Here is a 12,671-nt window from a genome sequence, read left to right as displayed (position 1 = left end):
TCGCGATTTTCGCGGCGCTTTTTTATTGTGTATTTCAGAATCTTGTCGCCAACATTTCTAAGCATGCGCCGCACGACCGCGCACGAAAGGTCCCGATGACGGCCCGATTCCCTCTTATTCTCGCCGCCACACGCAGCGGCTCACATCGGATTGCGGCGTCGGTCGCGATCGTTTTTGCCGGTGCAGTTTCGATACCGGGCATGGCGTACGCGCAAACCGCGGCGTCAGGTGCTGCGACGGCGAGCGCGCCGGCTGGTTCGGCTTCCAGCGGCACGCAATTCACCGTTCAGCCGGGGCAATCGCTCAACGATGCAGCCGTCGCGATGACGCAGTCGCATGACCGCACTGTGCTGGCGCGCGCGGCGAAAGCGATCTTCGACGCGAATCCGAACGCGTTCATGGGGCACGATCCAAGCCGGTTACGGCTGGGCGCTGTCCTGAACCTGCCTGCCGTCGATGCGACGGGGGCGCCTATCGTCGCGGCATCGGCTGCGGTGTCGGCCTCGGCTCCGTCCGGCGCGTCGGCGCAGGCTGCGACCACCAACAACGCCGCCACGACGACTTCGGCATCCGCGCCCGCTGCCACGGCTGCCGGCGCGAGTGCAGCGGCTGCCGGCGCGTCGTGGCCCGTCGAGGCGGCCGCCTCGACGCCAACGCAAGGCGCCAGTGCTCCGGCCGCGGCCACGGCCGAGGCGACGTCCGCACCCGCTGCCGGCGCGCTGCCCACGAGCGGCGCCGCCGCATCATCGGCTGCGAGCGGCACGCATTCATACACAGGTTCCATCCAGGGCAGCGAGTCGGCCGCCGCGGCGCCCGGCGCGCCCTCTACCAGCAACGCGCAACCCGCGTCGCAGCCGCGCCCGTCGAGCCTGCAGCAGCTCCTTGCGCTGAAGAACCGTGTGCTGATGGAGTTGCAGAAGCACGGTATCGGCAAGCAGTCGGGCGCAAATGAAAGCGCGCCGACGTCGCCGGGCGCGACGCAGCCATCGGGCGTGACGCCCGGCGCTGGCGCACCCGCTCATGCTGCGCCCGCGGCAACGCAGCCCGCGAACCAGCTGGCGGGTATGTCGCAAGAATCTCTGGGCGTGGCTGCTATCGTCGGCGCGGCACTTGTGGCGCTGCTGGCCGGTTTGACGATGCGCCGGCGTCGTAAGGCGGCGCGCGCGCAGGAAGTGGCGAGCGACGACGCTGCACGCGAAGATGAAACGCCCGTTGCGCCCGCTGCCGCCGAGCCTGCTGCAGTCGCGCGTAGCGATGAGCCGCCTTCGTCGCCGGACGAACCGTCTGAAACCGGATCGCACGAAGCCGGTCCGGCTACCGTTACCGCCGCTGCTGCGCTTTCGCCCGCATACGGCCACGACGCCGGACGGAAGCACGAACTCGAATCGTTCGATGGCGCCTCCACGGAAGCCGCCCTCGACGCAGCCGCGGCGCTCGGCGCCGATGCGCTGCCGCGCGAATCGCTCGATCCGGCCCGCGAAGAAGCGCGTGCCGCCGAGGCAGCCGAACGCGAACAGGCTGAGCGCGCACAGGAACTGACGACGGGCGAGCTTGCCGTCGACACGACGCCATCCACCGAACTGCCGCTCGACGAGCAGCCGATACACGACCCCGTCGAGCCGCATTTCGCCGAGCCGATCGAATCACCGCTCGATGAGTCTGGCGCGAAACCCGGGCCGTTCGTGCTCGACGGTGGTGAGTCGCCTGGAACCGGACAGCACGAACCCTCGTTCGAGCAGCCCACGGCGTCCGTTGCGCCGCCCATCCAGTTGAGCGTCGAACCGGCCGCGCAGCATGAACAGCTGATCGAGCCGCTGCCCGAGCTCAATGAACTGCATCCAGCCGATGCCGAGATCGACGCTGAACAACGCGCGCCGGCTTCGCTCCCGCTCGGCGCACCGCCGCCGCTGGAACCGGCTGTGCCGGACGCATTCCCGCGCGACGCGATGCGCGCGCTCGACAGCATCGACGACTTCGCGTTGCCGCCGCGCGTCGAGCCATCCGCTCCCTTCGCACCCGCTGTGACACAGCCCGTCGTCGCGCCCGAAATCACGGCGCAACAGGCGGTGCCGGCGCACGCGCCGCAGGTGCCTGCTGCCGCCGCCGAGATCATCGCCGGCACGGCCGGTGCGGCCGCCGTCGCCGGGCTAGGCGCGGCGCGCTTCGGCGCGTTGAAGCTCGACTTCGACCTGGAACTGCCGCCGTCGCCGTCGCAAGTCGTGCCCGCTTTCACGCCGGACGAAGTCGCGCGTATCGCCCGCAACAAGCTCGACCTGGCCGTGGAATACATCGACCTTGGCGACGTGGTCGGCGCGCGCACGCTGATCAACGAAGTCATCGAATCGAACGATGCCGACACTCGCGCCGACGCCCGCGCATTGCTGTCGACGCTCGCGCCGCTTTCGTGATGACGCGGATCGCGCTTGGCATCCAGTACGACGGTGCGGCGTTTTGCGGCTGGCAGTCGCAGCCGCACGGCAAAACCGTGCAGGATGCGCTCGAACGGGCGCTGCGCGAATTCGCGCAGACGCCACTGCAGACGGTCGTGGCGGGCCGCACGGACACGGGTGTCCACGGTCTCGGGCAGGTCGTGCATTTCGATACGGAACTCGACCGTACAGACTTTTCGTGGGTGCGCGGCACGAACGCCTTCTTGCCGCCGACGATCGCTGTGCAATGGGCCAAGCCGATGCCCGACGCATTCCACGCGCGCTTTTCGGCCTTCGAGCGCACTTATTACTACGCGCTGTACGTGCATCCCGTGCGTTCGCCGATGCTCACGGGCCGCGCCGGCTGGATTCATACGCCGCTCGACGTCGACGCGATGTGCGACGCGGCCGCCTGCCTGATCGGCGAGAACGATTTTTCGGCGTTCCGCTCATCGGAATGCCAGGCGAAGACGCCCGTCAAGCATTTGTATCAGATCGATATCCGGTCACAGGGCGATTTCATCCACTTCCGCTTTCGCGCCAACGCGTTCCTGCACCACATGGTGCGCAACCTGATGGGCTGTCTCGTGGCCGTGGGCCGCGGGCGCTATCCGGCCGCGTGGCTCGCGGAGGTATTGCAAGGCCGCGACCGGAAACGCGCGGCGCCCACTTTCATGCCCGACGGGCTGTATCTCGCGCAAGTGGGCTATCCTGAGGCGTTCGCCGTGCCTGCGCCGCAGGCGGGCAGCGTTCCTTGGAGCACCGTTTGGACCGACTCATGACTTCCGCCGACACCCAGGCCGCAAGCCTTTCGCAGTCCCCCGACACCGTGCCGCACCGCACGCGCATCAAGCTGTGCGGGCTCGCCAATGCCGCCGATGTCGCCCATGCCGTGGACCTCGGCGCCGATGCGATCGGCCTCGTGTTCTACCCGCCCAGCCCGCGCGCCTTGAGCATCGCGCAGGCAGTCGAGATGACGCGGGTCGTGCCGCCGTTCGTGTCGATTGTCGGGCTGTTCGTGAATCCGACGCCGGAGTGGTTCGGCGAGGTCACCTGCAACGTGCCGCTGACGATGCTGCAGTTCCACGGCGACGAAACGCCCGAGCAGTGCGAAAAGCTGGCGGGCGTTGCGGGTTTGCCTTGGTTGCGCGCGTTGCGGATTGCAGCCGATACTCAACCGGCCGATTTGGTAAAATCGGCACTCAACTATTCAGCCGCCAGCGGTCTTCTGTTCGACACCCATGTCGAAGGCTATGGCGGCGGCGGGAAGGTCTTCGATTGGTCACTTATTCCACAAGAGCTCGCGCGTCGGGCCGTTTTGAGTGGTGGGTTGAACACGCAAAACGTCAGTGATGCGATTCATCGCGTGCGCCCGTACGCGGTCGATGTCTCGAGCGGCATCGAGGTGCCGGGCGCAAAGGGCGTGAAGGATCACGCCCGGATGGCGGCGTTCGTGCGCGCAGTGCGCGAGGCGGACGCCCGGTGATTGCAAGGCCGCGCCGCGCCTGACGCGGGGACATGCGGCAAGCTGAGAAGAGTGACGGATATGTACAACTTACCCGATGAACGTGGCCATTTCGGCCAATATGGCGGCGTGTTCGTTGCCGAGACGCTGATGCACGCGCTCGACGAACTGCGTGTTGCGTACGAAAAATACTCGGTAGACCCCGACTTCATTGCCGAATACGAGCGCGAACTGAAGTACTTCGTGGGTCGTCCTTCCCCTGTCTATCACGCGCAACGCTGGAGCGAACTGCTCGGCGGCGCGCAGGTTTATCTGAAGCGCGAAGACCTGAACCACACGGGCGCGCACAAGGTGAACAACGTGATCGGCCAGGCGCTGCTCGCCAAACGCATGGGCAAGCCCCGCGTGATCGCGGAAACGGGCGCCGGCCAGCATGGCGTGGCCACCGCGACCATCGCGGCGCGCTTCGGCATGGAGTGCATCGTCTACATGGGCGCGGAAGACGTGCGCCGCCAGGCCGCGAACGTCTACCGGATGAAACTGCTGGGTGCGACCGTCGTGCCCGTCGAATCCGGCTCGCGTACGCTGAAAGACGCGCTGAACGAAGCGATGCGCGACTGGGTCACGAACGTCGAGAGCACGTTCTACATCATCGGCACCGTGGCTGGGCCGCATCCGTATCCGATGATGGTGCGCGACTTCCAGCGCGTGATCGGTGACGAATGCAAGGTGCAGATGCCCGAATTGACAGGGCGTCAGCCGGACGCCGTGATCGCGTGCGTTGGCGGTGGATCGAACGCGATGGGTATCTTTTATCCGTATATCGACGACAAATCGGTGAAACTGATTGGCGTGGAAGCGGCCGGCGACGGCATCGACACGGGTCGTCACGCGGCGTCGCTGATCGGCGGCAGCCCTGGCGTGCTGCACGGCAATCGCACTTATCTGCTGCAGGACGAAAACGGCCAGATCATCGAGACGCATTCGGTGTCGGCGGGTCTTGATTATCCGGGCGTCGGTCCCGAGCACGCGTGGCTCAAGGACAGCGGCCGCGCGGAATACGTCGGCATCACTGACGAAGAGGCGCTCAAGGCGTTCCACGACTGCTGCCGGATCGAGGGCATCATTCCCGCGCTGGAGTCCAGCCACGCGCTCGCGTACGCGGCGAAGCTCGCGCCGACTCTGCCGAAGGACAAAATCCTTCTGGTGAACCTGTCGGGCCGGGGCGACAAGGACATGCACACGGTCGCCGAGCGATCGGGCATCCAGTTCTGAGCGCCCAGGCGATGCGCGACGAGTTCGAGGAGCCGCAGCCGCCCGCGCTGGACGACGACGCCGAAGCAGGCGTTGCCGGGCCATTGCACGCGGCCGCTGCGCCGCTGTTGCCGGTGCCTGCGGGCATCGAGCTCCTGAACCGCGATTTTCTGACCGATGCGACGAACCTGCCGGACGGCTCGATCGATCTGATCGTGGCCGATCCGCCGTACGGCCTCGGCAAGGACTATGGCAATGATTCCGACATGCGCTCGGGCGAGGATTTTCTCGCCTGGACGCGTGCCTGGCTCGAACTCGCCATTCCGAAGCTGAAGCCGTCGGGTTCGCTGTATATCTTCTGCACATGGCAGTACGCGCCGGAAATCTTCGTGTTTCTGAAGAGCCGCCTGACGATGGTCAACGAGATCATCTGGGACCGGCGCGTGCCGAGCATGGGCGGCACGACGCGCCGCTTTACGTCGGTGCACGACAACATCGGTTATTTCGCGGTGTCGAAAGATTATTATTTCGACCTCGATCCCGTCCGTATCCCATACGATGCCGCCACGAAGAAGGCGCGTTCGCGTAAGTTGTTCGAAGGAAGCAAGTGGCTCGAGATGGGCTACAACCCGAAGGACGTCTGGTCGGTCTCGCGTCTGCACCGGCAACACGCCGAACGCGTCGACCATCCCACCCAGAAACCGCTCGAAATTGTCGAGCGGATGGTGTTGGCCAGCTGTCCGCCGGGTGGCCGCGTGCTCGATCCCTTTATGGGAAGCGGCACGACGGCCGTCGCTTGCGCCCGTCAGAAGCGCGAATTCGTCGGCTATGAGATCAATGAAAGTTACTGCGCGATAGCGCGAGAACGCGTTAGTTTGGCGGCAAATCCGCCGGAACCCGTTTCGCGCCGGAAAGCAGCCGTCACCACGACTACGACGACGGCCTGACGCCAGACCGCGCAGTCATCGACTTCGAGAAAATTCCATGTCCCGTATTCAATCCACGTTCGCGGCACTGGCCGCGCAGGGCAAGAAAGGTCTGATTCCGTTCATCACCGCGGGCGATCCCGATCCGGCGCGCACCGTCGAATTCATGCACGCGCTCGCGAAGGGCGGTGCCGACGTCATCGAGCTTGGCGTGCCATTTTCGGACCCGATGGCCGACGGCCCTGTGATCCAGCAGTCGTCGGAGCGCGCGCTGGCAAAGGGCGTGTCGCTGAAACACGTGCTCGCCGACGTCAAGCGCTTCCGCGAAACCGACGCAAAGACACCCGTCGTGCTGATGGGCTACGCGAATCCCATCGAGCGCATGGGGGCCGACGCGTTCGCCGTTGCCGCGAAGGAAGCGGGTGTCGACGGCGTGCTGGTTGTCGACTATCCGCCCGAAGAATCGGCTATCTTCGCCGAAAAGATGAAGGCCGCCGGGATCGATCCGATTTTCCTGCTCGCGCCCACGTCGACGGACGAGCGCATCGCGGAGGTTGGTAAAATCGCGTCCGGCTACGTCTACTATGTGTCGCTCAAGGGCGTCACGGGCTCTGCAAATCTGGACGTTTTGAGCATCGCGGGTAAAATCCCGGCCATCAAGTCGCGCGTACCGCTTCCGGTGGGCGTCGGTTTCGGCATTCGGGATGCGCAATCCGCGCGCGCCGTGGCCGAAGTCTCCGATGCCGTCGTGATCGGCAGCCGTATCGTGCAGTTGCTCGAAGAAGCAGCACCCGAGTCCGCTGCGAGCAAGCTGACGACTTTCATTGCTGAAATTCGCCAGGCGCTCGACAGCATCGGCGCGACTGCCCGATAAACATCATTTTTGTCGCGGTTAGCATGGCGGCGCGGTTCCTGCTGCGCCGTCTTTCGTATCGCGAATCCTGGAAGGAATCATCATGAGCTGGCTCGACAAACTGTTGCCGCCGAAAATCAAGCAAACCGACCCGAAGAGCCGCAAGGGCATTCCGGAAGGGCTGTGGATCAAATGCCCGTCGTGCGAAGCGGTGCTGTACCGCAACGACGTCGAAGCGAATCTGCACGTCTGCCCGAAGTGCGACCACCATATGCGGATCGGCGCGCGCGAACGGCTCGACGGCTTGCTCGATCCGGAAGGCCGCTATGAAATCGGCCAGGAAATCCTGCCGGTCGACGCGCTCAAGTTCAAGGACAGCCGCAAGTACCCCGACCGCCTGAAAGAGGCGATGGACGAAACCGACGAAACCGACGCGATGGTCGTAATGGGCGGCGCGATCCACACGCTGCCCGTCGTGGTCGCGTGCTTCGAGTTTGCGTTCATGGGCGGCTCGATGGGTTCCGTGGTCGGCGAGCGCTTTGCGCGCGGCGCGCAGAACGCGATCGAGCAGCACGTGCCGTTCATCTGCTTTACCGCCTCGGGCGGCGCGCGGATGCAGGAAAGCCTGCTGTCGCTGATGCAGATGGCCAAGACCACCGCGATGCTGACCAAGCTCGCCGAGGCCAAGCTGCCGTTCATCTCCGTGCTGACCGATCCGACCATGGGCGGCGTGTCGGCGAGCTTCGCGTTCCTCGGGGACGTCGTGATCGCCGAGCCGAAGGCGCTGATCGGCTTTGCCGGCCCGCGCGTGATCGAGCAGACCGTGCGCGAAAAACTGCCGGAAGGCTTCCAGCGGGCCGAATTCCTGTTGCAAAAGGGCGCGATCGACATGATCGTCGACCGTCGCAAGCTGCGCGAGGAAATCGCGCAACTGATGGCGCTGCTGACGCGCCAGCCGGCCGACGCGGTCGCCTGACGCCGTCCCTGGCCGTGACGCAACGCACGGCTGACAGGAACAACCAACGCGCCGCGAGAAGTCTTCAAGCGGCGCGTTGGCATTTCTAGGATAATTCCGGTCCGCACTGCCAGTTTTTCAGATGATCACTTTCCCCACACTCGACGCGTGGCTCACGCACCTGGAATCGGCTCATCCTGTCGGAATCGACATGGGCCTCGCGCGCATCAGCAAGGTGCGTGACGCGTTGGACCTGAAGTTCGCGTGTCCGGTGATCACCGTCGGCGGCACGAACGGCAAGGGTTCTACCTGCGCGATTCTCGAAACGATCCTGCTGCGCGCGGGGTACACGGTCGGTTGTCATACGTCGCCGCATCTGCTCGCATTCAACGAGCGCGCGCGTATCAACGGCCAGATGGCGACGGATGCCGAACTGCTGCCGCACTTCGAGGCTGTCGAGAGGGCGCGCCAGTCACTCTCCGAGCCCGTCTCGCTGACGTATTTCGAGTTCACGACGCTGGCGATCATGCATCTGTTCGCCGAGCGCGGGCTGGACGCAGTGATTTTCGAAGTGGGGCTCGGCGGGCGGCTCGACGCCGTCAACATTCTCGATACCGATTGCGCAATCATCACGAGCATCGACATCGATCACACCGACTTCCTCGGCGATACGCGCGAGAAAATCGCGTTCGAGAAAGCGGGGATCTTCCGCGCGGGCAAGCCGGCGATCTGCGCCGATCCCGTTGCGCCGCAAACGCTGATCGATCACGCGGAGAAAATCGGCGCGGAGTTGTGGCTGTTCGGGCGCGATTTCCGCTACGAAGCGCAACCGGGAAACGAGCGCCAGCAATGGAGCTACATCGGCCCGACGATGCGGCGGTCCGCGCTGGCCTATCCGGCGCTGCGCGGTGCGAATCAGCTGCTCAATACGACTGCCGCGCTCGCGGGGCTGGAAGCGTTGCGCGACCGTTTGCCCGTGTCGGCGCAAGATATCCGTCTGGGTCTTGCCAACGTCGAACTGCCGGGGCGCTTCCAGGTGCTGCCGGGCAAGCCGTCGGTCGTGCTGGACGTCGGCCACAATCCGCATGCAGCTGCCGTGTTGGGTCAAAATCTCGGCAATATGGGCTTTTTTCCGTACACGTACGCCGTGTTTGGCTCGATGCGCGACAAGGACATCGCGGGCGTGCTGGAGCATCTGAAGGGCGAGATCGATCACTGGAACGTGACCGATCTGCCGACGCCGCGTGCCGCCAGCGCGGAAGATCTGGAAGCGTTGCTGCGCGATGCGGGTGTCAGCGACGGCCCGGATTGCAGCGTGACGCGTTTTGCCACACCAGCAGAAGCTTTCCAGGATGCGCTAAAACGCGCCTCCGACAATGATAGAATCGTGGTTTTCGGCAGCTTCTTCACGGTTGCAGGCGTCATGGCCTACCGTAAATCGCAGCAACACTGAACGCGCGGGCCTCGAACCAAGCCATTCATGGGTATTTTCTCGTTCGGCAAGAAAGACGACGCACCGGCACGGCGCGGCGCAAATTCCAGTTCCAGCCGCGGTAGTCGTGCCGAGCGCACTGAACGCGCGGAACGCGTCGAACGGCGCAGCCGCCGCACGGACCGTTCCGGCGACGCCGACGCGATGCTGCTCGATCCCACGCTTCCCGAGAAGCAACGCGCACGACGCCGCCTCGTCGGCGCGATCGCGCTGGTGATCGCCGCCGTCGTCATTCTGCCGATGGTGCTGGATTCGCACCCGAAGCCCGTCACCGACGACATTTCCATCGACATTCCAAGCCGTCCCGCGCCGAAGCCGCGCGCGTCGGTCGACAACGACACGCAAGCGGCCGTCGCACCGGACAATCCCGCCGCGCCGGATGCCGCGCTGGCGGCCTCGGGTCTCGCGCCTGCTGCGTCGGGATCGGCCGCGACGGGCGCCGTGGCGTCGCAGCGCGACGGCAGCAACAGCAAGAACGCGCCAATCGCGATGACGCCTGCGAAGCCGCAAGCGCCCGCTGTCGTCGCGAACAACGCGCCGGCGGCGAAGCCCGCGGCGAAACCGCAGGCTGAAGCAAAGCCCGCGGCAAAGCCGGAACAGAAACCCGCAGTCACGGAAACGGCGCAAGCAGCCGCGTCGGGCACCGAAACAGGTACGCCCGCGGCGCCTCCCGGCAGCCGCTTCGCGGTCCAGCTCGGCGCGTTTCAGGACGACGCCAGCGCACACGCGTGGGCAACCAGGTTGAAAGCGGCGGGTGTGCCCGTATATACGGAGCGTCGCAAGCAGGCTGACGGCTCCAGTCGAACCCTGTTGCGCGCCGGTCCGTTCGCGGACCGTGCGGCGGCGTCGGCGGCAATCGCGAAGGTGCGCGAGGCCGGTTTGACGTCGGGCGCGAACAACGGCGCTGCGCAGTAATCCGGCGATGTTCACCGCGTTCGACTACGCTGTAATGGCGGTGATCGCCCTGTCGGCCATGCGAGGAACGTGGCGCGGCTTTTTGTCCGAGGTATTCGGGCTGATCGGCTGGATCGTCGCCTTTCTGGTGGCGGCGCGTTTCGTAGGGCTGCTGGTGCCCTACGTGCCGGCGAACTGGCCGGGCGGCGCGCTGACGCAGTGGCTGATCGCGTTCGCGTTGATCGTCATTGGCGTGATGCTGGTGGCAAGCGTGGCCAACGCTTTGCTGAGCCGGCTGGTGCAGGTGTCCGGCCTGGGCGGTGTGGATCGCTCGCTTGGACTAGTGTTCGGCCTCGTACGCGGGGTCATATTGGTGCTGGTTCTGGTCGCCCTCGGTGGCTTGACCGAACTGCCCAAACAGGAATTCTGGCGCAACGCGCTGCTGCGGCCCTACGCCGAGCAGGGCGTGCGAGAGTTGAAGCCTCTGCTTCCCGAAACGCTCGCCGCCTACGTCCACGTGTAACGATCGCGTTGCACGCAAGGGGCGAAGGCGGATGACAAGGCGGGCCGATGGTGAAGCAGGCAGAACCACGGCGCGCGCGGCTGTCTCCCAGGCAGGCCGCACTGATCGAATTTCGTACCCTTTGAAGGACATGCCATGTGCGGCATCGTAGGCGTAGTTTCCCAGTCTCCCGTCAACCAGCTCATCTATGACAGCCTGCTGCTGCTGCAGCACCGCGGTCAGGACGCTGCCGGTATCGCTACGGCGAACGGCAACAATTTCCACATGCACAAGGCCAATGGCATGGTGCGCGACGTGTTCCGCACGCGCAACATGCGCAGCCTGCCGGGCAATAGCGGCATTGGCCAGGTGCGTTACCCGACGGCGGGTTCTGCGTCGAGCGAAGAAGAAGCCCAGCCGTTCTACGTGAACGCGCCGTTCGGCCTGATCCTCGCGCACAACGGCAATCTGACCAACTGGCAGCAACTGAAAGACGAGATGTTCCGCATCGATCGTCGCCACATCAACACGAATTCCGACACGGAAGTCATGTTGAACGTGTTCGCGCACGAGTTGCAATTGTCGAGCTCGGGCCTGCAACTCGATCCCGCCGCGCTGTTCAAGGCCGTGACGGGCGTACACCGGCGTGTGCGCGGCTCGTATGCAATCGTGTCGCTGATTTCCGGCTACGGTCTGCTTGGCTTCCGCGACCCGTTCGGCATCCGTCCGCTGTGTATCGGCAAGCTGGAAACGGCGTCGGGCACGGAGTGGATGCTGGCGTCGGAATCGGTGGCGCTGGAAGGCATCGGCTTCGAGTTCGTGCGCGACGTGGCGCCGGGCGAGGCGATCTTCATCGACTTCGAAGGCAATTTCCACGCGCAGCAATGCGCGCCGAACGCGAGCCTGAACCCGTGCATCTTCGAACTCGTGTATCTCGCGCGTCCGGATTCGGTGCTCGACGGCGTGCCCGTCTACAACGCGCGTCTGCGCATGGGCGACTATCTGGCCGAGAAGATCATGCGCGTGCTGCCCAAGGACGTGAAGATCGACGTCGTGATGCCGATTCCCGATTCGTCGCGTCCGGCGGCGATGCAGGTCGCGGCGAAACTCGGCGTCGAATACCGTGAAGGCTTCTTCAAGAACCGTTACGTGGGCCGGACCTTCATCATGCCGGGCCAGGCAGTGCGCAAGAAGTCGGTGCGCCAGAAGCTGAACGCGATGGGCATCGAGTTCAAGGGCAAGAACGTGCTGATCGTCGACGACTCGATCGTGCGCGGCACGACGTCGCACGAGATCGTGCAGATGGCGCGCGATGCGGGCGCGAACAACGTGATCTTCGCGTCGGCTGCGCCGCCCGTGAAGTTCCCGAACGTGTACGGCATCGACATGCCGACGCGCAGCGAACTCGTCGCGCACGGTCGTTCGGATGAAGAAGTGGCGCGCCTGATCGGCGCCGATTTCCTCGTCTATCAGGACGTCGACGCGCTGAAGAACGCGATCCGCGACATCAACCCGGCGCTGAAGGAGTTCGAATCGTCGTGCTTCGACGGCAACTACATCACGGGTGATGTGACGACGGAATACCTCGACCGCATCGAATCCGCGCGTCTCGCGCCGTCCGCGCAATCGGACCGCGACGCCGCTAGCGACGCGATCGACGGCGGCGCTGCGCGTTCGCAATTGCACCTGCAACTGTCGGTCGAGTAACGCGGCGTAAGCGCGAGCACCGGGCAACCGGTCTCGCGCGCTGCAACAGCCGCTGAAACCCGGCGCGAAAATCCGGGGGCAGTGTTACCATCGGGTCTTGCGTCGATTTGATCTCAGCTTGCGGACGCGGGGAAACCCAAAACAGCTAAAGCGAACGGTGAGCAGCTGCACAGCCATCGCGCTTATAGCTTTCC

General features: G+C 65.0%; 11 protein-coding genes. All 11 read left to right on the top strand.

Annotated elements, in window-relative coordinates:
- The first annotated feature begins 95 nt into the window (after nt 1–95).
- On the top strand, nt 96–2,408 hold the full coding sequence (locus tag C2L66_RS28200) for a FimV/HubP family polar landmark protein (RefSeq protein WP_060604992.1): 2,313 nt from the start codon (nt 96–98) through the stop codon (nt 2,406–2,408).
- The gene (gene truA / locus C2L66_RS28195; RefSeq protein WP_054933459.1) at nt 2,408–3,211 is read left to right on the top strand and encodes a tRNA pseudouridine(38-40) synthase TruA; all 804 of its coding nucleotides are present in this window, start codon (nt 2,408–2,410) and stop codon (nt 3,209–3,211) included. Before C2L66_RS28200 ends, truA begins: the two co-directional genes overlap by 1 nt.
- A complete protein-coding gene (locus C2L66_RS28190) occupies nt 3,208–3,915 on the top strand; it encodes a phosphoribosylanthranilate isomerase (protein WP_054933460.1) in 708 nt (235 codons plus the stop codon). Before truA ends, C2L66_RS28190 begins: the two co-directional genes overlap by 4 nt.
- 60 nt (nt 3,916–3,975) lie before the next feature.
- Entirely contained in the window at nt 3,976–5,169 is a 1,194-nt protein-coding gene (gene trpB, locus C2L66_RS28185) for a tryptophan synthase subunit beta (protein WP_060607071.1), read from the top strand.
- Nucleotides 5,170–5,180: 11 nt separating this feature from the next.
- On the top strand, nt 5,181–6,095 hold the full coding sequence (locus tag C2L66_RS28180) for a DNA-methyltransferase (RefSeq protein WP_060604994.1): 915 nt from the start codon (nt 5,181–5,183) through the stop codon (nt 6,093–6,095).
- A gap of 37 nt (nt 6,096–6,132) precedes the next feature.
- Nucleotides 6,133–6,948 (top strand): tryptophan synthase subunit alpha, encoded by an 816-nt coding sequence (trpA, locus tag C2L66_RS28175; protein WP_035999344.1) that lies wholly within the window; start codon nt 6,133–6,135, stop codon nt 6,946–6,948.
- An 82-nt stretch (nt 6,949–7,030) separates the two neighbouring features.
- Nucleotides 7,031–7,903, top strand: a complete 873-nt coding sequence (gene accD, locus C2L66_RS28170) for an acetyl-CoA carboxylase, carboxyltransferase subunit beta (RefSeq protein WP_035999347.1) — start codon at nt 7,031–7,033, stop codon at nt 7,901–7,903.
- A gap of 121 nt (nt 7,904–8,024) precedes the next feature.
- The gene (folC, locus tag C2L66_RS28165) at nt 8,025–9,335 is read left to right on the top strand and encodes a bifunctional tetrahydrofolate synthase/dihydrofolate synthase (protein WP_060604997.1); all 1,311 of its coding nucleotides are present in this window, start codon (nt 8,025–8,027) and stop codon (nt 9,333–9,335) included.
- A 27-nt stretch (nt 9,336–9,362) separates the two neighbouring features.
- Nucleotides 9,363–10,289: an SPOR domain-containing protein gene (locus C2L66_RS28160; protein WP_054933463.1), complete on the top strand. Its 927-nt coding sequence runs from the start codon at nt 9,363–9,365 to the stop codon at nt 10,287–10,289.
- 7 nt (nt 10,290–10,296) lie between these two features.
- Nucleotides 10,297–10,791, top strand: coding sequence for a CvpA family protein (locus C2L66_RS28155; RefSeq protein WP_007579610.1), 495 nt, complete (start codon nt 10,297–10,299; stop codon nt 10,789–10,791).
- 135 nt (nt 10,792–10,926) lie between these two features.
- Nucleotides 10,927–12,477 (top strand): amidophosphoribosyltransferase, encoded by a 1,551-nt coding sequence (gene purF / locus C2L66_RS28150; protein WP_054933464.1) that lies wholly within the window; start codon nt 10,927–10,929, stop codon nt 12,475–12,477.
- Nucleotides 12,478–12,671: the final 194 nt, after the last annotated feature.

Source organism: Paraburkholderia caribensis, assembly GCF_002902945.1.
GTDB lineage: Bacteria > Pseudomonadota > Gammaproteobacteria > Burkholderiales > Burkholderiaceae > Paraburkholderia > Paraburkholderia caribensis.
This window is presented reverse-complemented; position numbering and strand designations above follow the sequence as displayed.

Coding starts and splice junctions, on each gene's coding strand:
- trpB (WP_060607071.1), top strand. CDS start 3,976: ATGTACAACTTACCCGATGAACGTGGCCATTTCGGCCAATATGGCGGC.
- truA (WP_054933459.1), top strand. CDS start 2,408: ATGACGCGGATCGCGCTTGGCATCCAGTACGACGGTGCGGCGTTTTGC.
- C2L66_RS28155 (WP_007579610.1), top strand. CDS start 10,297: ATGTTCACCGCGTTCGACTACGCTGTAATGGCGGTGATCGCCCTGTCG.
- accD (WP_035999347.1), top strand. CDS start 7,031: ATGAGCTGGCTCGACAAACTGTTGCCGCCGAAAATCAAGCAAACCGAC.
- C2L66_RS28190 (WP_054933460.1), top strand. CDS start 3,208: ATGACTTCCGCCGACACCCAGGCCGCAAGCCTTTCGCAGTCCCCCGAC.
- folC (WP_060604997.1), top strand. CDS start 8,025: ATGATCACTTTCCCCACACTCGACGCGTGGCTCACGCACCTGGAATCG.
- C2L66_RS28200 (WP_060604992.1), top strand. CDS start 96: ATGACGGCCCGATTCCCTCTTATTCTCGCCGCCACACGCAGCGGCTCA.
- C2L66_RS28180 (WP_060604994.1), top strand. CDS start 5,181: ATGCGCGACGAGTTCGAGGAGCCGCAGCCGCCCGCGCTGGACGACGAC.
- trpA (WP_035999344.1), top strand. CDS start 6,133: ATGTCCCGTATTCAATCCACGTTCGCGGCACTGGCCGCGCAGGGCAAG.
- C2L66_RS28160 (WP_054933463.1), top strand. CDS start 9,363: ATGGGTATTTTCTCGTTCGGCAAGAAAGACGACGCACCGGCACGGCGC.
- purF (WP_054933464.1), top strand. CDS start 10,927: ATGTGCGGCATCGTAGGCGTAGTTTCCCAGTCTCCCGTCAACCAGCTC.